This window comes from Rossellomorea aquimaris (assembly GCF_000935355.1).
GTDB lineage: Bacteria > Bacillota > Bacilli > Bacillales > Bacillaceae_B > Rossellomorea > Rossellomorea aquimaris_B.
Genome location: NZ_JXZC01000001.1, coordinates 684,090 through 706,947, shown reverse-complemented (window position 1 = coordinate 706,947; position 22,858 = coordinate 684,090). Strand labels below are relative to the sequence as shown.

The window sequence follows — 22,858 nt, the reverse complement described above, 5'->3', positions numbered from 1 at the left end:
GAAATACGTAAATGGCAAAGTATACTCGAGAAGATGTTTTAAGATTAGCGAATGAAGAAGGTGTCAAGTTCATTCGACTGCAATTCACCGACATTCTGGGGACGATCAAGAACGTAGAAATCCCTCTGAGCCAACTTGAGAAGGCTTTAGATAACAAGATGATGTTTGACGGATCTTCAATTGAAGGATTTGTTCGTATTGAAGAATCAGATATGTACCTTTTCCCTGATTTAGATACATGGTTAGTATTCCCATGGACAGCTGAAAAAGGAAAAGTAGCCCGTCTGATCTGTGATATCTACAATCCAGATGGCACTCCATTCGAAGGAGATCCGCGTAACAACTTAAAGCGAATCTTAAGTCAAATGGAAGAGCTAGGGTTTACTGACTTCAATCTTGGACCTGAGCCGGAATTCTTCCTCTTTAAATTAGACGTAAACGGTGAGCCGACATTAGAATTAAACGATAACGGTGGATATTTCGATTTAGCTCCCACAGATTTAGGGGAGAACTGCCGTCGTGATATCGCATTAGAACTGGAAGAAATGGGCTTTGAAATCGAAGCATCCCACCATGAAGTAGCACCTGGTCAACATGAGATCGACTTCAAATATGCAAATGCATTAAAAGCCTGTGACGATATTCAGACGTTCAAACTAGTGGTAAAAACGATTGCACGTAAACATGGTTTACATGCAACATTCATGCCGAAACCATTATTCGGTGTGAACGGTTCAGGAATGCACTGTAATATGTCATTATTCAAAAATGGAGTGAACTCTTTCTTTGATGAAAAAGGTGACTTACAACTAAGTGATACTGCCCGTCAATTCCTTGCTGGTATCATTAAGCATGCTACTGCTTTTACAGCGATCACGAATCCTACTGTAAACTCATACAAGCGTTTAGTTCCAGGGTACGAAGCACCTTGTTATGTTGCTTGGTCTGCACGTAATCGAAGCCCATTAATCCGTATCCCTGCTTCTCGTGGATTAAGCACACGTGTTGAAGTACGCAGTGTCGATCCGGCGGCTAACCCTTACCTGGCAATGGCTGTATTATTGGCAGCAGGATTAGATGGTGTTAAGAATAACCTGCAAGCTCCTAAGCCGATTGACCGCAACATTTATGTTATGGACAAAAAAGAGCGTGAAGAAGCGGGTATCGTAGATCTTCCTGCAACATTACATGCTGCATTAGAAATCCTTAAAACAAATGAAGTAATCGTTAAATCTCTTGGAGAACACATTTTCGAACATTTCGTGGAAGCAAAAGAGATCGAATGGGATATGTTCCGTACACAAGTGCACCCTTGGGAGCGTGAGCAATACATTCAAATGTATTAATCCTTAAAAGCAAAGCAGTGGGTCGTAGTGAAAACTCTACGACCCACTGCTTATTTTTTTTACAAAAGTCTTTCAAATTACAGAAAAAATAAAGCCGCTATTAAACATAGCGGCTTAAACGTACTAATGTACCTGACGATAAACTCCGACGACTTTACCTAAAATGGATACATTCCGTAAGATGATCGGATCCATTGTTGAATTCTCTGGCTGTAATCGAACATAATCCTTTTCTTTAAAGAAGCGTTTTACAGTCGCTTCATCTTCTTCTGTCATTGCTACGACGATGTCTCCATTATTCGCTGTTTGCTGCTGACGCACGATAACAAAATCCCCATCCAAAATCCCGGCTTCTATCATACTATCACCCATGATTTCGAGCATGAACACCTGTTCATCTGAAGGTGCCATACGCTCAGGCAGGGGAAAGAATTCTTCGACATTCTCCACAGCCGTGATGGGTTGACCTGCTGTAACTTTACCGATTAAAGGAACGTTAACAACCCGCTGGCGTGGAATCGTATCCTCTTCAAGATTCAAGATTTCGATGGCTCTTGGTTTGGTGGGATCTCTACGAATAAGACCTTTACTCTCTAACCTGGCCAGATGTCCGTGTACGGTGGAACTAGAAGCAAGACCAACGGCTTCCCCGATTTCCCGTACGGAAGGTGGGTACCCTTTTTCTCTAACTGCAATTTTAATATATTCTAGTATGTCCTGCTGTCTTTTAGATAATTTTGTCATGTTCACGCACCTCTATTATAGATCTTATGTTCCCATTATAGCATGTCTTTCCAGCCGATACAAACATAAGTTCGAATTTCTGTTGACACCAAACGAATGTTCGTATTACAATGAGTATATCAAAAAACAGAACAAACATTCGTATGGAGGTATTTTTTATGTTAACACACATTTGGAATCGTTTCTCTTACATTATTATATTATTTATTTTAGCACTTTTATCTGCAGCCTATTTGCTAGTGGTTATGGCAAACCAGCCGTCATATCAAAGCATCACCGTTCAGGATGGAGACACGCTTTGGACTATTGCCAAACAGTATAATGAAGAATATTCTATGACAGTGGAAGAATTTATCGCTTGGGTCGGAGAGGAAAATAATCTTACATCATTCTCAATCAAACCCGGTGAATCACTTGTGTTGCCTATAGAAAATCCAACATTATCCACCCATTCAGATTATGAATTGGTAATGAACGAAGAATAGAGGGATAGAAAATGAAGGCAGTAATTTACTGCAGAGTAAGTACAAAGAAAGACACACAGGAAACATCTTTGGAGCGTCAAGAAGAGGAATTAGTGAAATTAGCACAAGAACGCCAATACGAAGTGACTGCTATCATAAAAGATCAAGCAAGCGGTTTTGAATTAGATCGTCCTGGTGTACTGGAACTTCTTGATTTGATTAAAGATGACTCGATTGCGGCAGTTCTCATACAGGACGAAACGAGGATTGGCAGAGGAAATGCAAAAATTGCACTCATTCATTGTTTATTAAAAGAAGAAGTCAAGATTATCAGTCAAACACATAGTGGTGAGCTTCACTTATCTGAATCAGATTCTATGGTCATAAATATCGTGAGCATGGTTGAGGAGTACCAAAGGAAAATCCATAATTTAAAAATCAGACGAGGTATGAAGAGGGCAGTGGAAAATGGCTTTCAACCCCATAAAAATCTTAAAAACAAAGGGAATGTAGATGGGAGAGAGCGGATTGAAGTACCTGTCGAGGAAATTGTCAGGTTAAGAAAGAACGAATTGACTTTTGCTGAAATTGCAGCGACTTTAAGAGGGTTTGGATATGATGTTTCCAAAGCTACCGTACATAGGCGTTTTAAAGAATATATGGATTCATTGGAAAATGCGTAACTCTTGTTTTATCTCCTTTAATCTAGTAATATGGCGATAGTATGTCGCTTAACTTTGAGTTGTGTTTTAGATTTTGCTGATTATGCAATAAAGGAGTTTTTATAGATGCTTTCAAAAACAAAAATGAATCGAATCAATGAACTTGCGAAAAAGTCTAAAAGTAATGGACTTACAGAACAAGAAGCAAAAGAGCAGTCCAAACTGAGAAAAGAATACCTTGAAACGTTTCGTCAGTCGATGAAAGGTACAATAGAAAATACAAGAATCTTTGATCCGGAAGGTAATGAAGTGACCCCTAAAAAGATTCAGGATATCCAGAGCAAAAAGAAAATGCATTAAAGTGAATGAGCTGCCAGGCTTGAGAAGAGCCTTGGCAGTTTTTTAGTATTCCGAAATAAAGGAAAACATTCCCTTTTTAGGTAATCCACGCTTATGCTATTAGGGGCTGTGCAAATCCCCTCCGCTTTTGTTTTTGCAAGGGTTTTTATTTTTCAAGGATGATAAAGTCATGTTATCATTCAAGATAGTTGTATAAACTACCAAAGAAGATTAATATTAATAAGGTACATTAAAAGGAAGGATGTCTGACAAATGTTTGATAAAACAGATCAATTAGCAATTAATACAATCCGTACATTATCTATTGACGCAATAGAAAAAGCAGGTTCAGGACACCCTGGAATGCCTATGGGAGCTGCTCCGATGGCGTATGCTCTTTGGACAAAATTTATGAATCATAACCCGAAAAATCCTGAGTGGTTCAACCGCGATCGCTTCGTTTTATCCGCTGGTCATGGTTCTATGCTATTATATAGCCTTCTTCATTTATCTGGTTATGATGTTTCAATGGATGATCTTAAAGAATTCCGTCAATGGGGAAGTAAAACTCCAGGACACCCTGAATACAAACATACTCCAGGAGTAGAAGCAACCACTGGGCCACTCGGTCAAGGAATTGGTATGGCGGTTGGTATGGCATTGGCTGAAAGACATTTAGCGTCTACATACAATAAAGATCAATACGATATTGTAGATCATTTTACATATTCTATCTGTGGAGATGGAGACTTGATGGAGGGGGTATCCTCTGAAGCAGCTTCATTAGCAGCACATTTAAAATTAGGACGTCTTGTGGTTCTTTATGATTCAAATGATATTTCTCTTGATGGGGATTTAGATAAATCTTTCTCTGAAAGTGTGAAAGGTCGCTTTGAATCTTATGGTTGGCAATATATTCGCGTTGAAGACGGTAATGACCTTGAGGAAATTTCTAAAGCGATCGAAGAGGCTCAAGGTGATACAACTCGTCCTGCAATGATCGAAGTTAAGACTGTCATCGGGTATGGTGCTCCTAATAAATCAGGTAAATCAGACGTTCACGGTGCTCCACTGGGTGAAGACGAAATGAAGCTCACGAAAGAAGCTTACCAATGGACATTTGAGCAAGATTTCCATGTTCCAGATGAAGTATACAGCCGCTTCGAGGAAAAAATCCAACAAGCAGGTTCTCAAAAAGAAGAAGAGTGGGCTAACCTATTCATTAAGTACCAAGAAGAACATCCAGAACTTGCTGCACAATTAGAAGCTGCCATTAAAGGCGATCTACCACAAGGATGGGATCGTGACATTCCTGTCTATGAAGAAGGTAAAGCATTAGCAAGCAGAGCTTCTTCCGGTGAAGTCTTGAATGCGATCGCTAAGAATCTTCCTTCATTCATTGGTGGATCAGCAGACTTAGCGGGATCCAACAAAACGATGATCAAAGATGAAGCAGATTTTATGCCTGAATCTTATGAAGGACGTAATATCTGGTTTGGAGTTCGTGAATTTGGTATGGGTGCTGCCATGAATGGTATGGCTCTCCATGGTGGACTGCACGTATTCGGGGGAACATTCTTCGTATTCAGTGATTATTTAAGACCTGCTATCCGTTTAGCCGCATTAATGGGCTTACCGGTAACGTATGTTTTCACTCATGATAGTATCGCTGTCGGAGAAGATGGACCGACACATGAACCTGTAGAACAGCTTGCTTCATTACGTGCAATGCCTAACCTTTGTGTCATCCGACCTGGTGATGGAAATGAAGTAGCTGCAGCATGGAAGTTATCTTTAGAATCCAAGGATCAGCCAACGATGTTGGTTCTATCCCGTCAAGATCTTCCAACTCTTAAAGGTACAGCAGATAAAGCATATAACGGAGTAGATAAAGGAGCATATGTGGTATCTGCTTCTGGCAAAGATCAGCCTGATGCAATACTGATTGCGACTGGATCTGAAGTGCATTTAGCGGTAGAGGCTCAAAATGCACTGGAAAAAGACGGAATCAGCGTTTCCGTCGTAAGTATGCCATCTTGGGACCGCTTCGAGAAACAGTCAAAAGAATATAAAGAATCAATCTTACCTAAGAGTGTGAAAAAACGCCTTGCTATTGAGATGGGATCTCCAATGGGCTGGGATCGCTATGTTGGAGACGAAGGCGACATCCTAGCGATTGATGGATATGGCGCATCAGCTCCTGGGGCAAGAGTCATGGAAGAGTATGGCTTTACTTCAGACAATGTAGTGTCAAGAATCAAGGCATTGCTTCAGAAATAAATAATGATTTGAGAGGTCAACTCCTTAATACTCTTTAAGGAGTTGACCTTTTTTAAATGTTAAAAATAATTATGGTAAAAATAATTATGGATTAAAAGGACTATGTATGGAAGAGACTGGGTAAAGGGAGGATAGACCATTTCATATAGTAACTTAGGAGAATCCTTCGACAAAACTAGTGTAGATTTTCAACAATTTCTGACAATGACTCCCTTCTAGTTGATTTATACTATATGAAAGAAAGGCAGGAGGGAGAAAAGGTGCGAAACTATCAAATCTATTTGATTGAAGAAAAGTTTGTCCAGCACTATTATGGTCGAGAAAGAATGTTCTATCAATTGTTTTCCGATTGGGAAGCAAGTTCAGGAGATCTTCATGATATCATCTCTAAGCAAGTAGAATATATTACTAAGCCTATCCCTTACCTTCCTACACAGAGACTCCTCCAGCATGGATTAATAAAGGTTGAAGGAGCGGCCTGGGTTGACTCTGTACCGACAATCGATAGAGGGGCTTCAGGGGCTACCCTCGTTCTAAATGAAAAGTGGATGACGCTTAGCACCTGGGGGCCGGATGAATCAGAATATATTTTCTTTGAGATTTTACGGAAAAATATGGGGCAGCTTCTGGCAATCGATATAAAAAATGAACGTTTTGGCTGGTTAAAACCTATAAAACAAAGAAAATTTATATATTAATAAGAAATTATGACTGAAATATTGTATAATGTTTCATGGTTTAGTACACTTTTATAAGGACAACATGAAGGAGGAAGTAAGAATATGTCAACGACTGGGTTACTTATTCTAGTTGGAGTTCTAGCATTACTTGCTGGAGTTGCACTAGGATTTTTCATTGCTCGTAAATATATGATGAGCTATCTTAAGAAAAATCCACCAATTAACGAGCAAATGTTACGCATGATGATGATGCAAATGGGTCAAAAACCATCCCAAAAGAAAATCAATCAAATGATGAATGCAATGAATAAAAACATGAAGTAATAGGTAGAAGCACTCAGGTGATGGGTGCTTTTTCTATTTTTGATAGATACGATTTGTGGAGATGTTTGGGAGGACGCATTCCTTTAGTAATGCAGGATAAATTGATTATTTTCATGTATTCATAAAAACTTGAGAATTATCATTCAGTTTGAAATTGAATTTATGATAGAATATAGTCCGGAGGGAGTCATATGAAAAAATGGATGATTGCTTCACTGTCTCTCATGATTCTTGTTGCCGGATGCAGCAATAAGCCTCAAGAAGTGATGGATGAAGAAACACTTGAAATTCAAAATAGTGCAGCTGGAGACGCTCGCGAATATTTAAATTATAAAGTGAACGAAGAGAAGAAGTCGGTCAATCGTGGACTAATTACGATGATGATCAATAATCGAAGTGATATGGATGAAATCGAGACAGGCCTTATGTCTTTATCCACAGAGCATTTTTCTCCTGAGGATTATGTATACGAAGAAGGCCAATACCTTAAAGATCTGAATTCATGGTTGCGAAGAAAGTCTGACTCAAATAAATTGGGGCTTAATCCTGCTCTGAAGATTACGGATGATATGGGCTGGGAACAGCAGATGGAGCTTGAAAAAAAGAATCCGATGTATCTCGCTTATATCCATGAGCAGAACTACGTAGATTCAAAAGGGAAAATTAAAGGAATCTCCCTGGGTCTTGCCATGAATACGGTAGATTATATTCGAGTCGAGGATGAAAATAAGCTCATGCATTTCGATGAGGCGAAGATCGATGACCAACAGTTAGAGGAATACGGAAAGAAAATAGCTAACACCGTTGTCAGTCGAGTGAAAGCCAATAAAGAACTTAAAGATGTTCCCATCATGATTTCCCTGTATAAACTTCAACCATTAAATAGTGTCGTTTCAGGAAACTACATTTCATCTGGTTATGTAGACGGAAATGATAAAAGTGTAAAAAGATGGACTGATGTTACTGATAAATATTATTATTTTCCTAGTGACGAAGGGGAAGAGAAAGACCGTGATCTACATAATCGGATTCGTGATCTAGAAGATTATGTTTCGAAATATTTCTCTCATCAAGATATAGAGTTTGTCGGAAAAGGCTTATACAAAAAGGATACGTTGAATAAACTTGTGATCGATGTACATACAGGTATGGTGAAAGAAACAGAACTAATTGGCTTTGCTCAGGCAATTGGCCCCGAAATCGTTGATTATTTCCCTCATACGCCCGTTTACCTTTATGTTAAGACGCCAAAGGGTCTTAAAGCAACCATCGTAAAAGAAGTGGACCAAGAACCCTTTGTTCAAATCCATTAGTATAATACAAACAATAAGAGCATTTCTTTAGAAATAAAGGGGTGTTCTTTTTTTAGTTTGTATCTTATCAAAAAAAGATTTCTCATTTTTTTGAAATTTGGTAAAATAAAGAGTCGATTTATTAGGATGCGGGGGAGAGAGAATGAAAGTCTTTTTAGATTTAAAGTGGTTTTTTCTGCAAGAGAAAAAATCTTATATCACAGGAACCATTCTACTTTTATTTGTAGCATTTCTCCAATTGATCCCACCCAAGATTGTAGGGATTATTGTAGATAGCATTAAAGAAAATTCATTAACACGGGAAGATATGATGAAATGGGTTCTAATTCTGATCATTACAGCCCTATCGATGTATGGACTGAGATTTGTATGGAGAATCATGATTTTTGGTTCGGCAACCAAGCTTTCCCTCTTGCTCCGGAATCGTTTGTACCATCATTTTACGAAGATGTCTCCATCCTTTTACCAAAAGAGGCGGGTAGGTGATTTGATGGCGCATGCCACAAATGATCTTCAAGCGATACAACAAACGGCCGGGGTAGGAGTATTAACGTTTGTGGATTCCATATCTACAGGAGGCTTTGTGGTACTGGCCATGGCTTTTACAATCAGTTGGAAGCTTACCCTTATTGCTTTGATCCCGATGCCATTCATGGCAATCCTGACAAGTTATTATGGAACTCTTCTACATAAACGATTTCATAAAGCCCAGGAAGCTTTCTCATCCTTAAATGATAAAACGCAAGAGAGTGTAACGGGGATAAAGGTTCTTAAAACCTTTGGACAAGAGAAAGAGGATATCGAATCATTTAGAAAACAATCTGAAGAGGTGGTGCAAAAGAATATAGCTGTTGCAAAAGTGGATTCCTTATTTGATCCCACCATTTCCATAATAGTAGGAATTTCTTTCTTTTTATCGATTGTATTTGGTTCAAGGTTTGTGGTTAGAGGAGAACTTACGATAGGAGAACTGATCTCATTTACTACCTATCTCGGGCTTCTCATTTGGCCGATGCTCGCATTCGGATGGTTATTCAACATTGTGGAGAGAGGGCGTGCGTCTTACGAACGTGTATCTCAACTTTTGAATGAAAGGGTGGACATCAAAGATCATGAAGGAGCGCTGGATGTATGCCCTTCCGGAGATATTGATTATAAGATTGAGTCCTTTTCTTATCCGAATGAAAAGGTTCATGCTTTAGAAAATATTCAATTTACCTTAAGAAAAGGTCAAACGATAGGAATTGTTGGGAAAACGGGAGCAGGTAAAACAACCCTCTTAAAACTATTGCTCAGGGAATTTGAAGGGTATGAAGGAGAGATAAAGTTTGGGGGGCATATGATCCAAGATTATAAATTAACCCGTCTTCGTGAAAGTATTGGATATGTGCCTCAAGATCATTTTCTTTTTTCAGCGACAATTTATGAGAATATAGCTTTCACACATCCCCTCACTACGAAAGAAAAAGTTGAGGAAGCGGCAGCACTTGCACATATCCATGATGATATTGTCCATTTCAGCGACGGATACAATACTGTGGTCGGTGAAAGAGGGGTTTCCTTGTCTGGTGGACAAAAGCAAAGGATATCGATTGCAAGGGCTCTTTTAATGAATTCTGAGGTGCTTATTCTTGATGACTCCTTGTCAGCCGTTGATGCGAGGACGGAGGAATCCATCTTGACTTCCTTAAAGGAAAATAGAGCCGGAAAAACGACCATGATTACTTCTCACCGATTAAGCGCCATACAACATGCAGATTTGATCCTCGTGCTCGAAGAAGGGAAGGTCGTTGATAGAGGCACTCATAATGATTTGATGAAAAATAAAGGATGGTACCGGGATATGTATCTGCGTCAACAGTTAGAAGAATTAGTGGAGTATGGAGGTTGAGATATGGATACTATACCGACTTTAACACCGAGAGAACAGAGGAACATTTTTTTTCGTCTTATGAAATATACAAAGCCTCATACAAAAACAATTTTATATGCATTTTCATTATTGTTACTGACCACGATCGGTGATGTCTTTGGACCGATCATTATTAAGGTGTTTATAGACGATTATTTAACTCCAAGAGAGTTTCCATATGGGCCGCTTATAGGGCTCTCAGCAACGTATTTATTCATTCAGATTGGAAATGTATTGATCTCCTACTTTCAATTGCTGAAGTTTCAGGAAATCGCCCTGAAGATCATTCAGCAACTGCGTGTAGATGTTTTTACCAAGGTTCAAGGTTTAGGTATGAAGTATTTTGATAAGACCCCGGCGGGAAGTATTGTCTCCCGGGTTACGAATGATACGGAAGCAATTAAAGATATGTTTGTGAGTGTGTTAGTATCATTCATTCAAGGCGCATTCCTATTAACGGGTATCTTTATTGCCATGTTTGCACTCAATAGCAAGTTAGCCTTTTTCTGTTTATTCATTTTGCCAGTCATTTTTATGATAATGAAGCTTTATCGCAAATTTAGTGCCATCTTCTATCAGGATATGCGTGAGAGATTAAGTCAGCTTAATGCTAAGCTTAGTGAGTCACTCCAGGGGATGTCCATCATTCAAGTGTTCAGGCAGGAAAAAAGACTACGGGAAGAATTCGGCGATATTAATAAAAAACACTATTTGGCAGGCATGAAGAATATTAAAGTGGATGGATTACTATTAAGACCGGCCATTGACCTGGTGTATGTTGCTGCCTTGATTGTTGTGTTAAGCTATTTTGGCGTAACCTCATTGAATCAACCAATTGAAATAGGGGTTTTATATGCCTTCGTTAATTATCTGGACCGATTTTTTGAGCCGGTCAATCAAATCATGATGAGGCTTTCCATGTTTCAACAGGCAATCATCGCCTCTTCCCGTGTTTTTAAGCTACTGGATGAAGATGAGGTTTCACCTGCACAGAAATTGGATAGTCGTTTAAAAGAAACAATCAGTGAAGGGGAAATAACATTTGACAATGTTTCATTCTCCTATGATGGAGAGAGAGATGTTCTTAAGAATATTTCATTTACTGCAAAGCCCGGAGAGACGGTTGCTCTTGTCGGACATACCGGAAGCGGAAAGAGTTCAATCATCAATTTACTCATGAGGTTCTATGAATTCGAACGTGGCAGAATTCTGATAGACGGTCAAAACATTAAAGCTTTCCCACTAGAAGAGCTTCGTAGGAAAATGGGGCTTGTCCTGCAGGATCCATTCCTTTTCTTCGGAACAATAAGGGATAATATTAAACTTCACTGCGAAGCCATGACCGATGAGGAAGTGGAGGAAGCTGCCGCATTCGTTCAAGCCGATACATTTATTGAAAAACTGCCGGAAAGATATGGGCATGCAGTGGTTGAGAGGGGATCGACGTTTTCGAGTGGACAAAGACAACTAATCGCTTTTGCGCGTACCATTGCGACCAGACCAAAACTTCTAATACTGGATGAAGCAACTGCCAATATTGATACGGAAACGGAAGAAGCCATTCAAGGGGCATTGTCAAGGATGAGAAAAGGAAGAACAACGATTGCCATTGCTCACAGGCTTTCTACCATTCAAGATGCAGACCTGATCCTGGTCCTTCATCAAGGGGAAATTGTAGAGAGAGGAAGCCATCAGGAACTACTTGTTCAAAAAGGCATTTATCATAAAATGTATCTTCTTCAGAATGGTTTAGTGGATGGTATGGAAGATGTGGTATCAGGTTCTTAAACGCAAACGTATGAAAGGCAGACTCTTTAGATGAAGAGTCCGCCTTTTGTCGTTGTCATTTATATTAAAATGGGATAAATGTATTCAAAACGGTCTCAGCTCATTTGAGGGGAACGCTTTTTTATGTATAAGGAGTTGTAGCTATTTAACAGACGATCAAGTTCCTGACTAAATTGAATAGCTTGAGGTGACGTGAGTCCATTTTCAGCAACTATATCGATTAATTGAGCACGCTGTTTTTCAATTCGTTCGAGAAGCTCTTTTTTAGACACGGCTGTTTCCTTTCTTTTGTATGTCCTTACAGATGGAATACAAAACTAGTAATAACTGTAACTTTTTATTAGTATAACGAAAATAGGACTAATTTTCAAAGCAAAATTAATGGTTTTTTTAAAAAGAAAAGAGAGTTTAATACATTTGAAAAAGTAAAATATTCATGTAATATGACGGTCACAAATCTTTCACACAATCATTCCTCATAGAATTGGGTTTTGTTTGATAGAATAGAGATATAATGAAATGTAGGAGTTGTAAAAATGTCTGATATTAATATTTTCTTAGCATTTGGAGCGGGTTTCCTAAGCTTTATATCGCCATGCTGCCTGCCATTATATCCCGCTTTTCTTTCTTATATAACAGGAATGAGTGTCAATGAGCTCAAAACGGATAATGCAATGCTCCAAAGGAGAAGTTTATTACATACTTTATTTTTCTTAGTCGGCTTCTCTGCAATCTTCATCGCCATCGGTTTTGGGACTTCCCTTATCGGAAACTTCTTTTTGGATTATAAGGACCTCATTCGTCAACTTGGAGCTATCTTCATTGTCATATTTGGATTGGTAGTCATTGGCATATTTACCCCTGAAACATTGATGAAGGACCGTCGTTTTGAGTTCAAGAATAGACCGGCCGGGTTTTTTGGTTCGGTGTTAATCGGAATGGCATTCGCTGCAGGCTGGACACCTTGTACCGGACCGATTCTTGCTTCCGTTCTTGCCCTTGCCGCCTCTAATCCAGGTTCGGGGGTAATATATATGACAGCTTACGTGTTAGGATTTGCCATTCCATTTTTCATTCTGTCATTCTTTATTGGAAGAATGCGATGGATCAGAAAAAATAGTGGAAAGATCGTAAAGGCAGGAGGATATGTAATGATTGCAGTAGGAATCATGCTATTCTTTGATTGGATGACAGTCATTCTTGCCTATCTTACTTCCGTATTTGGGGGATTCACGGGATTTTAACCCCATCAAATGAGGATAGACCATACAGAATAAATTGAATGCATATTACGTTTTATGGTATAGTTTAAATGGATGAATTAGGAAATGTGGTTCAATAGACAATGGGTAGCGTATACGAGGAGGAAACATCTGTGGCAACGATACTTGTAGTGGATGATGCGAAATTTATGAGGATGACTCTTGGAAGCATGCTTTCCTCCGGCGGTCACGAAGTCGTAGGGGAAGCTGAGAATGGACTCACAGCCGTAAAAAAGTATCGTGAGCTTCAGCCGGATTTAGTGACCATGGACATCACGATGCCTGAGCTAGACGGAATTGAAGCGGTTAGAAGAATTTTATCCGAGTTTCCTCAAGCTAAAGTAATCATGTGTTCAGCCATGGGACAACAAAAGGTAGTGGTGGAAGCCATTGAAGCGGGAGCGAAGGACTTTATAGTGAAACCCTTTGACGATGTGCGTGTGGAGGAAGCCATAAAAAGAGTTTTAGGATGATCAAATAGAAAGGGAGATTGAAGCTTCGATTCATTCTCTCTTTTTTTGTGTTTTCGTTTTTCATTCTTTTGGGCTATAATAGGGAAAGGTATGAAAGTAGAAAATAAAAGGATGATGATGGTTTATGATGATTGCTTCATCCATTGTTGCGATTTGCATGGGATTTATGGTGATATTTATTAGAATGAAGGCTCAGAAAAGGCCTGTAAGCGGTAAGAAGATTATTTTACCACCTTTGTTTATGAGTACGGGTGCCTTAATGTTCTTATTCCCTGTCTTTCGAGTCACTTTAGGGGAATTTCTAGAAGCGATTACGGTAGGAATGATTTTTTCTATATTGTTAATCAAGACTTCCAAATTCGAAATTCGTGAGAATGATATTTATTTAAAACGATCAAAGGCGTTCGCATTTATTTTGATTGGACTTTTGTTAATACGTATTGTGGCCAAGTCAGTCCTCAGTGCATCGATTGATTATGGTGAACTTAGCGGGATGTTCTGGATACTTGCCTTTGGAATGATCGTACCGTGGAGGATCACCATGTACCTTCAATATAGAAAGCTCCACCAACAGCAACAAGATTTAACGACGAATTCAATTTGATTCAGTGGAAAAATAGCAGGGTGATTCCTATCACCCTGCTATTTTTTATTTGGAAACTTCTTCATCTCAGATTACGATTTCTTTACAAAGGAGACCAATACGCTTAATGATTACTCATTTAGGGCAAAGAGTGAGATGAAGAAAGAAAATAAAGAGAGATATTGGTGGGATAAGTATTGTTTACGCTAGCAGATATATGGACATTTTTTCTGGCATTCTTTTTAACACTGCCTTTGGTCACCATCGTCCATGAAGCAGGTCATATCCTAATTGCTCGCATATTTGGTGCTAAGATAAAATTCTGCATTGGCACGGGTAAGCATTTAATGAACATTGGTCCATTGGAAGTGAAGAGAATGTATTTTATGGAAGGTTGGTGCCAATATACAGAATTGAAGTATAACAAGGTGTGGGTTCATGTCCTTATTTATTTTTCCGGAAGTTTATTTAACCTGATTGCGATTTTAGCTATTAATTTCCTGATTTATGAAGGGGTCATTCCCGTTCATATCTTTTTCTATCAATTTGTATATTTCTCCGTTTACTTTATTTTCTTTTCATTGTTTCCGTTTCGGAATGGAGAAGGAAAACCAAGTGATGGACAAGCGATACTTGACGTCATCAGATATGGTAAGGCAGAGGATCCCATTGATTAATCATATAAATAGTGAAAGAAAAAAGGTAAACGACTATCGTTTACCTTTTTTTGCTTTCTTCCATTTAATAAACATAAATGCTGCACCTATAACAAAAATCAAGTATAGCACAATCGGAATAATTAGTATCGATCCCATTCTATTTCCTTCCTGTCACCTAGAATAAATGTTCGTAAGGGGTTACATCTATTTGCATTTCGTTTAGTTTTTTTCGAAGAAATTTATGATCCCGTTTCGGTGTCGCCAAAATATACCCTCTTATGACTAATTCCTGGGTAATGGAAGAGGCTCTGTCCTTTAAAGCCAATTCCCCAATTTTCCCTGCAATTTTTTGCTTCGCTACGTCCCTGAATAATTCGGGGACGGGTGTGACCAGCTCATTGAGCATTTGCTTTTCTTCATCACCCCATAAATGGATGGTTTCTTGCACATAATGTTCTTCCCAGTCCAAATCGGATTTTCCATCTTCCTTAGGAAATCTCTTTAAGAATTTCCTGAACATAAAGAATCCACCAATAGCAAATGAAGCCACTAAAAAAACGACCCAAAATAGTATGAAATATAAGAACCAACCTTCAAGCATGCTTTCACCTCAATTTTTCAAAAAGCGATTGTATCGTATTCATTATAGACAAGGGAAAAGCTTGTGACAAGAATATCGGCGTTTTTACAAAAGAAGTCTATACTGTTCTTAATTAGAAATGATATACTAATAAATAACAAATATCGTGAAAATTCTTTCTATTTCGATTCGATTCTCAAGTTTGGATGGATAGGGGGGCTCATAGGATGAAATATAGGGGGAGAATAGTATCAGTGCTCTTTGGACTTTTACTAGTCTTAACGTGGGATTTTATTTATTACTTTGTTCTGCATTATCCAGTGGATTTAAAAGTGGATTTGGTGTTCACTCTATTGATTCTCTTTATCAGCTATTATATGGGGAAAAATCATGACACCAGCCATAAAACATTAGCTGCCTTACGAAAGAGTGAAGAGAGAGTAAAGCGTCTCAACGAAGAGATGCAGCATGTGCTTCAGAGTATCGATGAAGTTGTCTTCCATACCAATTCCAAAGGAGAGTTTCAATTTTTGAATCAATCCTGGGAAGACTATACGGGTTATACGGTTAAAGAAAGTTTACATAAGAATGCACTTCATTTTATATCCCTTCATGAACGTCATGAAATACTTAGGATGGTGAGGCAAAGCATCAGCTTGAAAAAGGAGAAAATGAAAATGGACTTCTCTTATCAAAAGAGGGAGGGTCAATTTCGTTGGGGTGAAGTGAATGTTAAGTTAAATTACAACGAAAATGGTGAGCTTCTTGGCACGGTAGGCACCATCTCAGACATTACCGAAAGAGTACATAATGAAGAAGAATTGATTGAAATGAATGAAACGTTGGCCATCGAGTCTCAAAAACTTTCTGTCGCCGGGCAATTAGCAGCCGGGATTGCACATGAGGTTCGCAATCCTCTGACGTCTATTAACGGCTTTCTGCAGTTATTAAGAGATGATGCCGATGAGAAGACCAAGGAATACTTAGGGATTGTCTTTTCTGAAATTAAGAGGATTGAACTTGTGCTGAGTGAGTTATTGATACTCGCAAAGCCGCAATCTGTTACATACAGACGAATTAATATCATAGAGACCCTCGATCATGTCGCGAAACTGTTAAATACGAATGCCATTTTATATAATATTGAAATTCAAACCGATTTTCATGAAAGGGAGCTTCATATTCGAGGAGATGAAAATCAGCTAAAACAAGTATTCATTAACTTACTTAAAAACGCCATAGAAGCGATGCCTCATGGAGGAACGATTACGATAACTGCAGACGTGTCCCCTAATAACAAGGTTCAATTAACCTTCAAAGATGAGGGGGTAGGCATGAAAAAAGACACACTGGATAAACTCGGAGAACCATTCTTCACAACGAAGACGAAAGGCACAGGGTTAGGTCTTACCATATGTCTGAGAATCCTCCGGGATCATGGGGCTGATATCAGGGTTCAAAGCGAGCAGGGAGAAGGGACCACATTCCATATCATGTTTGAATCAGTTCAAGCCTCAGAGAGAAAAAGAAGAGAAACCTTACAAAATCAATGAAATAAGAGCCCTTATGGAATGAACATAAGGGCTCTTTCATGTGTAAGGATATAAAATTTTAAAGTGGCGGGACTGCCTGGGAATCGAACCCAGCGGAGACGGCACGCGCCTCCCAAGAGGTTTTGAAGACCTAGGCAAGCACCAGCTCAACAATCAGCCCCGGAATTACGTATAAATAAGTTATACCATGGAAGAAAAATTTGTTCAAATGGTTTAGAAGATACTCGTACCATTGACCCGTGAGTAAAGTGTGATAATAAGATAGAAAATAGGCTTTATATTTAAAATATTTATAAGATTTAAACTTTGGAGAAATTAGAAAATTCTTCTTTACCGGTCTATTCTCCCCGTGATAAGATACTTTTTGCCGGCTTATCATAAATTGAAGAAAGCGATTTCCTAAAGGAATTGCTTACCTTCTATACTTGAACATGTTGATTGAGACAGAGAGGGGAAAACAAGTATGAAAAAAGTATGGTTTTTAGGTCTGGGTCTATCTTTAGCTTTAGTTGGGTGTTCTGATTCAGGTACTGACGAAGCTAAAAAAGATGAAACATCAAATGCAACGGAAGAGAACACAAATGTTGCTGGAGATTTAATGGATTTTTATTTGAATTTAACGACAACCGTCAATGGTGTTGATATTGATCTTAATGGATATGAAGAAGCGATGGCAGGGGAAGCGCCTCCTGCAGGAGAAGAGTTGGAAAAAATGAAGGAAGCCGCTGCAGCATCAGCAACAGAATCTGCGAAAGCAGTTGAAGGCATGGAGATCCCTGAAGGTCTTGGTGATCAAAAAGAAGCGGTGGAAACATTCAAATCCACTTTGAAAGAATCATATGATATGAAAGCTGAAGCACTCTCTAAAGAGGGCGAAACAGATTTAGCGGCAGCTAATGAGAAATTAAATGAAGCAGAAAACCAAATCAAAGAAATCCTTGATCAAGCAGGGTTAGTAAGCTCAAGCTTAATAAGTGATTTAAACGGTTGATATAAAGAAAAGGCGATTCCATGAAAATAATGGATTCGCTTTTTTTATATATAGTCTCCTTTTTCTCTCATTTTCCCTATATAAAAGATGAGAGGAGGGAAAAGAATGGAAACTATTATTTCATTCGTTTCTGAAGTAGGCTTTCCGATTGTTGTCACGATGTATCTCCTATATCGTATTGAGACGAAGCTGGATGCCGTGATCACGTCGATACAAACACTACCTCAGAAGTTAAAAGAATAATAGAAAGGAGGCCCCTCATTTCACATGAGGGGCCTCCTTCCCTCTCTAATCATGGAAGTTCGATAATAAAAAGGTGATATAGGAACAATCGTTCTATAAGTTGACATTTCCACTCACCTATAACTTCTTAGTTTGATATAATTTAGGGAGATACTCAATGACCGGAAAGGAGACATCAGAAGTGAAATTCATTCATACCGCCGATTGGCACTTAGGTAAACTGGTTCATGGCATATATATGACAGAAGAACAACGCTTTATATTAGAGCAATTAATAGAGCTCGTGAAAGAGGAGGAGCCCGATGCAGTCGTGATTGCAGGGGATCTTTATGACCGATCCGTTCCTCCTACTGAAGCTGTAGAGTTATTGGATGAGGTTTTATTCCGGATTAATGTAGAGTTAAACACGCCTATAGTGGCCGTATCGGGAAATCATGATAGTGCAGAACGATTATCATTTGGGTCATCATGGTACAAGCATAGTCACTTTTACTTGAAAGGGAAGCTGACAAACGACTTTACTCCAATCACGATTAATGGGGTTAATTTCCACTGCGTTCCCTATGCTGAGCCTGGTAGTGTGAGACAAGTCCTTGAAGACGATTCAATCAATTCTCATCACGCTGCAATGGAAGCGATCGTGAAACGGATTGAAGAAAATATGAAACCTGATGAACCACATGTCTTTGTGGGGCATGCATTTGTCCTTGGGGGTAAAACCACAGATTCAGAGCGCACCCTTTCTGTTGGAGGATCCGGCTGTGTCGGTTCAGATGTGTTTAATTCTTTTCATTACACAGCCCTGGGTCATCTTCATAGTCCAGATGCTATTAAGCATGAAACGATTCGATATTCCGGATCTCTATTAAAATACTCTTTTTCTGAAGCGAATCAGCGAAAATCAGTGAGCATAGTAGAAATGGAAGGGGACGGATCATTCCATTTACGGGAAAAAGTGCTTCAGCCGAAACAAGATATGAGAGAACTGGAGGGGCTTATGGAAGAACTTCTGGATCCAGAATTCTATCAATCCCAGAAAGTAGATGACTATTTAAAGATTATGTTACATGATGAAGGAACGTTAATCGATCCTATCAACCAACTGCGCCAAGTTTATCCGAATGTCCTTCATTTGGAGAGGAAATTGGATCTCACCGATGCAAAAAAGAAAAATACATTTCGCGTACTAGAGGATAAGAAGAGGTCGGAGCTTGACTTGTTTGAAGAATTCTATGGGGATATGACGACAGGTGAATTTACCGATGAAAAAAAAGAAATCCTTCAAGACGTTATCGGGAAAGCGAGAAAGGAAGTCGATCAAGCATGAAGCCTCTTCAATTAGTGATGCAAGCCTTTGGACCCTATGCAGGTAGAGAAACGATTGATTTTCGTTCGTTAGGGAACCGTACAATGTTCGTGATATCCGGGAAGACAGGATCAGGCAAGACGACTATTTTTGATGGAATATCTTATGCGATCTACGGAAAAGCGAGTGGTGAAGATCGCAGTCCGACTGAACTGAGAAGCCAATTTGCAAGTAATGATGTTATTACGGAGGTAGAGCTTACATTCAGTTTAAGAGGCAGATCCTACCGTATTTGGCGCTCCCCTCAGCAGGACAAAAAGAAAGCAAGAGGAGAAGGCTACACAACCATCAATGCCCGGTCTGAATTATACGTATACGATGAAGAGGGGAAGGAACTGCTACTGGCGGCTAACGTCAGAGATGTGGATGAGAAGATCAAAGAGTTGATTCAACTGGATGCCAATCAATTCAGACAGATCCTTATGATTCCCCAAGGGGAGTTCCGAAAGCTCTTAACTTCAGACAGTAAAGATAAGGAGCTTATCCTGCAACGCCTATTCCATACAGAGCTCTATAAGACCATCCAGGAAAAACTGAAATCTGAGGCAGACGATCTAAAAAAGTCAGTAGAAACTTCTATGGAAGAACGAACCAGGGAATTACTTAGAATTCATTTTGAAGAAAATGAAGAGCTTCAATCACTATTATTGGAAAATCCATTGAATGATCACCATATTCTTCAACTTCTTCCTGCACACATTGAAAGCATGGAAAAAAGGGAAAAAGAACTGCAGCTTACCTATGAAAGAGTGCAGGAGAAAAGAGACACCCTTCAGAAGCAGCTTCAAGAGGCAGAAGGATTGGTCGATCAGTACGAACTTCAAGAAAAACTAAGGGCTCAGAAAGAATCCCTTTTAAAATTAAAGCCTGAAATCAAATCATTCGATCGAGACATATTATTAGCCCAGCGAGCCTCCCGTTTAGTTCCACAAGATGAGTATTGCCATAAACTAAATCGAAACTTGAAGGAACTTAAGGGTCAATTCGTTCAACTTACAGACGAAAAGAAGGCAATCTCGGTAAAGCTTATAGATGCTAAAGAAACCTTGAAAAAAGAAAAGAATAAAGAAAACCTCAGGGACGACGTTTCTAAAAAAATCACTCAACTCGAAGAAATGGAAAAAGATATAGATTCCCTGGATATGTTGGTGAAAGATACCAAGGAAATGAAAGAAAGATATGAGCATCAGCAAGACATCGTCAAAAAACAGACAGAGAAGATTTTATTTTTACAGGAAGGCATAAAATCAAGGGAGATACGACTTGAAGAAGTGGAAAATGGTCAAGCAGAATTATTTCAATTAGAACAATCTTTGCAAGAGAATCAATCCTTTATAGAACAAGTAAATGAAATGGCGAAGATGGATCAGAGATTGCAACTTGTCCATAAGCGGGAGCGACAATTAAAAGAACAGTATCATCACCTTCAAACACACCGTTCGGATGCGTCTGAAACTCTGGCCCATTTAGAAGAAAAGTGGCATTCCGCTCAAGCTGCACTCCTTGCAAAAGGGCTGGTTGACCACGATCCTTGCCCCGTTTGTGGGTCAGAGCATCATCCATACCCAGCCACTAGTGTTGATTCATTACCCTCTCAGGAGGATTTGAAAGTGGCGAAGGAAAAGCAGGAGGAACTCAACCAGGAAGAGAAAAGGATGAGCCTTTCGATTGCCCAAGAGGAAACAAAAATGCAGGGTATTCAGGATCAGATAGACGAAATCTTTCGGAAAATCCGCGAAAAGAAAAGCGACTTCAAACGGGACGAAATAGATGATACTCTTTCTCAAATGACATCAAAGATTGAAGCCTTGAAACGTTCAATGGCAGAAAAGAAAAGAGAAGTCGAACAAGCAAAGGTCATGAGGGAAGAAGTAAGAAAAGGAAGGGAAAAGCTAGAGGAACTGGAACGCTCAAGGTTGGATAATCTGGACAAGCTACAGGAGCTGAATACCCTGTTCCTTACGAAGGATACTACCCTTCAAAAAGTGAAGGAAGCCATTCCTGATGAGCTCAGATCAAAAGATCAATTTAACAAAGTATTAAAAGAGCAGAAGCAAAAAAGAGAAGAGTTGAAGACGGCATACGAGCAAGCCCAGAAGCAATACTACGAGCTTGAAAACATATACAGCGTAAAAGAGTCACAAGTAAGTGACAAAGAAACGCAGATAGACAAAGTAGATGCCGAGATGAAAACAGAGCGTGAAGCATTCCTTGCACTGCTTACAGAACAGGGTTTCCCCCACTATAAAGCCTTCCAGGAAGCGAAAATGTCTGAAACAGAAATGATGGGTCTTCAAGAGAAAGTCAAGAAATATGGGGAAGACTTGCGTTCCGTTTCCGATCGACTGAATGACATTGAAAAGCATTTACAGGATAAACATAAGCCTGACGTCAAAAGCATTGAAGAAGACATAACACGGGTTACGGAGGAACTTAGGCTTGTAAATGATAAACTTAATAAAATCATGACAAATACGAAAGAGAATAAGCTTATTTTCACAAGGGTGACATCCATTAATGAAGGCATAAAGCATTTAGAATCCAGATATCAAATGGTCGGGCATCTGGCAGAAGTGGCCCGGGGTCAGAATGCAAACAGAATTACATTTGAGAGATATGTGCTTGCATCATTTCTTGAAGATATTCTTCATGTGGCAAATGAACGATTAATCAAAATGACGTCTGGAAGATATCAGCTGATTCGAAAAACGGATAGAAGCAAAGGAAACGTCCAGAGCGGTCTAGAACTCCTCATATTTGATCAGTACACTGGCCAGGAACGGCACGTAAAAACGTTATCCGGAGGAGAGAGCTTCAAGGCATCGCTAGCATTGGCCCTCGGACTTGCAGATGTCGTACAGCAGTATGCTGGTGGTGTCTCACTTGAAACAATGTTCATTGATGAAGGATTTGGAACACTGGATCCAGAATCTCTGGACCATGCAATTGAAGCACTGATGGATATTCAAAGCAGCGGCCGACTTGTAGGGTTAATTTCACATGTTCCTGAATTAAAAGAAAGAATAGACGCCAGATTAGAGGTCATATCCTCTCAAAGCGGGAGCAGGACCGAATTTCAGTTTCTGGCTTAGTCAATTCTATTCATACATTTCAGCTTCACAATGAAGATTAAAACAGTCAAAGAGACAATCTCTTTGACTGTTTTCTATTATGGAAAGAATCCTGATCATAAATATAGAAATGATAGAGGCGTGGTCGATCCATAATTTGAAAATGGGGTTTGATTTTTTATCTGTAGGACATAAATAGAGATAAAACTACCTAACTTTGGAGAT

22 protein-coding genes and 1 tRNA gene are annotated in these 22,858 nt (G+C 39.2%); 19 read left to right on the top strand and 4 right to left on the bottom strand.

The genetic code is table 11. From position 1 onward, the window contains the following. Window positions 1-11 precede the first annotated feature (11 nt). Entirely contained in the window at window positions 12-1,346 is a 1,335-nt protein-coding gene (gene glnA / locus TV75_RS03625; protein WP_044337293.1) for a type I glutamate--ammonia ligase, read from the top strand. A 123-nt stretch (window positions 1,347-1,469) separates the two neighbouring features. On the opposite strand, the gene lexA is transcribed toward glnA, so the two are convergent. Next, on the bottom strand, window positions 1,470-2,090 hold the full coding sequence (gene lexA, locus TV75_RS03620) for a transcriptional repressor LexA (protein WP_044337292.1): 621 nt from the start codon (window positions 2,088-2,090) through the stop codon (window positions 1,470-1,472). Window positions 2,091-2,248: 158 nt separating this feature from the next. Between lexA and yneA the strand changes: the two genes are divergently transcribed. The 9 genes from yneA (at window position 2,249) to TV75_RS03570 (ending at window position 11,852) form a co-directional block, all read left to right on the top strand. Continuing rightward, a complete protein-coding gene (gene yneA / locus TV75_RS03610) occupies window positions 2,249-2,575 on the top strand; it encodes a cell division suppressor protein YneA (RefSeq protein ID WP_044337290.1) in 327 nt (108 codons plus the stop codon). Between the two features lie 11 nt (window positions 2,576-2,586). Continuing rightward, complete coding sequence (locus TV75_RS03605; protein ID WP_044337289.1) at window positions 2,587-3,237, top strand: YneB family resolvase-like protein; 651 nt, start codon at window positions 2,587-2,589, stop codon at window positions 3,235-3,237. A 105-nt stretch (window positions 3,238-3,342) separates the two neighbouring features. Further along, a complete protein-coding gene (locus TV75_RS03600; RefSeq protein WP_044337288.1) occupies window positions 3,343-3,576 on the top strand; it encodes a DUF896 domain-containing protein in 234 nt (77 codons plus the stop codon). 252 nt (window positions 3,577-3,828) lie between these two features. Next, window positions 3,829-5,835: a transketolase gene (gene tkt, locus TV75_RS03595; RefSeq protein ID WP_044337287.1), complete on the top strand. Its 2,007-nt coding sequence runs from the start codon at window positions 3,829-3,831 to the stop codon at window positions 5,833-5,835. 260 nt (window positions 5,836-6,095) lie between these two features. Next, on the top strand, window positions 6,096-6,533 hold the full coding sequence (sirA, locus tag TV75_RS03590) for a sporulation inhibitor of replication protein SirA (protein WP_044337286.1): 438 nt from the start codon (window positions 6,096-6,098) through the stop codon (window positions 6,531-6,533). Window positions 6,534-6,617: 84 nt separating this feature from the next. After that, window positions 6,618-6,839, top strand: a complete 222-nt coding sequence (locus tag TV75_RS03585) for a YneF family protein (protein ID WP_044337285.1) — start codon at window positions 6,618-6,620, stop codon at window positions 6,837-6,839. Window positions 6,840-7,030: 191 nt separating this feature from the next. After that, window positions 7,031-8,152: a CamS family sex pheromone protein gene (locus TV75_RS03580; RefSeq protein ID WP_044337284.1), complete on the top strand. Its 1,122-nt coding sequence runs from the start codon at window positions 7,031-7,033 to the stop codon at window positions 8,150-8,152. A 142-nt stretch (window positions 8,153-8,294) separates the two neighbouring features. After that, entirely contained in the window at window positions 8,295-10,043 is a 1,749-nt protein-coding gene (locus TV75_RS03575; RefSeq protein WP_044337283.1) for an ABC transporter transmembrane domain-containing protein, read from the top strand. A gap of 3 nt (window positions 10,044-10,046) precedes the next feature. After that, entirely contained in the window at window positions 10,047-11,852 is a 1,806-nt protein-coding gene (locus TV75_RS03570) for an ABC transporter ATP-binding protein (protein WP_044337282.1), read from the top strand. A 95-nt stretch (window positions 11,853-11,947) separates the two neighbouring features. On the opposite strand, the gene TV75_RS21365 is transcribed toward TV75_RS03570, so the two are convergent. After that, window positions 11,948-12,124: an aspartyl-phosphate phosphatase Spo0E family protein gene (locus tag TV75_RS21365; RefSeq protein ID WP_082051130.1), complete on the bottom strand. Its 177-nt coding sequence runs from the start codon at window positions 12,122-12,124 to the stop codon at window positions 11,948-11,950. Window positions 12,125-12,388: 264 nt separating this feature from the next. Here TV75_RS21365 and TV75_RS03565 point away from each other — a divergent pair, with 264 nt between their 5' ends. From TV75_RS03565 to TV75_RS03550, 4 genes are all read left to right on the top strand, one after another. Beyond that, window positions 12,389-13,096 (top strand): cytochrome c biogenesis CcdA family protein, encoded by a 708-nt coding sequence (locus TV75_RS03565; protein ID WP_044337281.1) that lies wholly within the window; start codon window positions 12,389-12,391, stop codon window positions 13,094-13,096. Window positions 13,097-13,227: 131 nt separating this feature from the next. Continuing rightward, window positions 13,228-13,587 carry a response regulator gene (locus TV75_RS03560; protein WP_044337280.1) on the top strand — a complete coding sequence of 120 codons (360 nt, stop codon included), beginning with the start codon at window positions 13,228-13,230 and terminating at the stop codon, window positions 13,585-13,587. Between the two features lie 124 nt (window positions 13,588-13,711). Further along, entirely contained in the window at window positions 13,712-14,191 is a 480-nt protein-coding gene (locus TV75_RS03555; protein ID WP_044337279.1) for a CcdC family protein, read from the top strand. A 176-nt stretch (window positions 14,192-14,367) separates the two neighbouring features. Next, window positions 14,368-14,847: a site-2 protease family protein gene (locus tag TV75_RS03550; RefSeq protein ID WP_044337278.1), complete on the top strand. Its 480-nt coding sequence runs from the start codon at window positions 14,368-14,370 to the stop codon at window positions 14,845-14,847. Between the two features lie 157 nt (window positions 14,848-15,004). Here TV75_RS03550 and TV75_RS03545 read toward each other — a convergent pair whose 3' ends face one another. Beyond that, complete coding sequence (locus TV75_RS03545) at window positions 15,005-15,430, bottom strand: DUF2621 domain-containing protein (RefSeq protein WP_044337277.1); 426 nt, start codon at window positions 15,428-15,430, stop codon at window positions 15,005-15,007. Between the two features lie 206 nt (window positions 15,431-15,636). Here TV75_RS03545 and TV75_RS03540 point away from each other — a divergent pair, with 206 nt between their 5' ends. Further along, window positions 15,637-16,962, top strand: a complete 1,326-nt coding sequence (locus TV75_RS03540) for an ATP-binding protein (protein ID WP_044337276.1) — start codon at window positions 15,637-15,639, stop codon at window positions 16,960-16,962. A gap of 64 nt (window positions 16,963-17,026) precedes the next feature. On the opposite strand, the gene TV75_RS21755 is transcribed toward TV75_RS03540, so the two are convergent. Next, window positions 17,027-17,123: transfer RNA gene (locus TV75_RS21755), tRNA-Sec, on the bottom strand. A 302-nt stretch (window positions 17,124-17,425) separates the two neighbouring features. On the opposite strand from TV75_RS21755, the gene TV75_RS03535 reads away from it, so the two are divergent. The 4 genes from TV75_RS03535 to TV75_RS03520 all read left to right on the top strand — a co-directional run bounded on the left by TV75_RS03535 (window position 17,426) and on the right by TV75_RS03520 (window position 22,654). Further along, on the top strand, window positions 17,426-17,953 hold the full coding sequence (locus TV75_RS03535; protein WP_044337275.1) for a hypothetical protein: 528 nt from the start codon (window positions 17,426-17,428) through the stop codon (window positions 17,951-17,953). A gap of 105 nt (window positions 17,954-18,058) precedes the next feature. After that, complete coding sequence (locus TV75_RS03530) at window positions 18,059-18,196, top strand: YvrJ family protein (protein WP_044337274.1); 138 nt, start codon at window positions 18,059-18,061, stop codon at window positions 18,194-18,196. Window positions 18,197-18,377: 181 nt separating this feature from the next. Continuing rightward, window positions 18,378-19,523, top strand: a complete 1,146-nt coding sequence (locus tag TV75_RS03525) for an exonuclease SbcCD subunit D (protein WP_044337996.1) — start codon at window positions 18,378-18,380, stop codon at window positions 19,521-19,523. Then, a complete protein-coding gene (locus TV75_RS03520) occupies window positions 19,520-22,654 on the top strand; it encodes an AAA family ATPase (protein ID WP_044337273.1) in 3,135 nt (1,044 codons plus the stop codon). The genes TV75_RS03525 and TV75_RS03520 overlap by 4 nt, the downstream gene beginning before the upstream one ends. Window positions 22,655-22,858 lie beyond the last annotated feature (204 nt).

Excerpts from the sequence above, each read along its gene's own strand:
- TV75_RS03520 (WP_044337273.1), top strand. The coding sequence starts at position 19,520 with ATGAAGCCTCTTCAATTAGTGATGCAAGCCTTTGGACCCTATGCAGGT.
- TV75_RS03580 (WP_044337284.1), top strand. The coding sequence starts at position 7,031 with ATGAAAAAATGGATGATTGCTTCACTGTCTCTCATGATTCTTGTTGCC.
- TV75_RS03530 (WP_044337274.1), top strand. The coding sequence starts at position 18,059 with ATGGAAACTATTATTTCATTCGTTTCTGAAGTAGGCTTTCCGATTGTT.
- TV75_RS03600 (WP_044337288.1), top strand. The coding sequence starts at position 3,343 with ATGCTTTCAAAAACAAAAATGAATCGAATCAATGAACTTGCGAAAAAG.
- TV75_RS03545 (WP_044337277.1), bottom strand. The coding sequence starts at position 15,430 with ATGCTTGAAGGTTGGTTCTTATATTTCATACTATTTTGGGTCGTTTTT.
- yneA (WP_044337290.1), top strand. The coding sequence starts at position 2,249 with ATGTTAACACACATTTGGAATCGTTTCTCTTACATTATTATATTATTT.
- TV75_RS03570 (WP_044337282.1), top strand. The coding sequence starts at position 10,047 with ATGGATACTATACCGACTTTAACACCGAGAGAACAGAGGAACATTTTT.
- TV75_RS03575 (WP_044337283.1), top strand. The coding sequence starts at position 8,295 with ATGAAAGTCTTTTTAGATTTAAAGTGGTTTTTTCTGCAAGAGAAAAAA.
- TV75_RS03540 (WP_044337276.1), top strand. The coding sequence starts at position 15,637 with ATGAAATATAGGGGGAGAATAGTATCAGTGCTCTTTGGACTTTTACTA.
- tkt (WP_044337287.1), top strand. The coding sequence starts at position 3,829 with ATGTTTGATAAAACAGATCAATTAGCAATTAATACAATCCGTACATTA.
- TV75_RS03535 (WP_044337275.1), top strand. The coding sequence starts at position 17,426 with ATGAAAAAAGTATGGTTTTTAGGTCTGGGTCTATCTTTAGCTTTAGTT.
- TV75_RS03565 (WP_044337281.1), top strand. The coding sequence starts at position 12,389 with ATGTCTGATATTAATATTTTCTTAGCATTTGGAGCGGGTTTCCTAAGC.
- glnA (WP_044337293.1), top strand. The coding sequence starts at position 12 with ATGGCAAAGTATACTCGAGAAGATGTTTTAAGATTAGCGAATGAAGAA.
- lexA (WP_044337292.1), bottom strand. The coding sequence starts at position 2,090 with ATGACAAAATTATCTAAAAGACAGCAGGACATACTAGAATATATTAAA.
- TV75_RS03605 (WP_044337289.1), top strand. The coding sequence starts at position 2,587 with ATGAAGGCAGTAATTTACTGCAGAGTAAGTACAAAGAAAGACACACAG.
- TV75_RS03585 (WP_044337285.1), top strand. The coding sequence starts at position 6,618 with ATGTCAACGACTGGGTTACTTATTCTAGTTGGAGTTCTAGCATTACTT.
- TV75_RS03555 (WP_044337279.1), top strand. The coding sequence starts at position 13,712 with ATGATGATTGCTTCATCCATTGTTGCGATTTGCATGGGATTTATGGTG.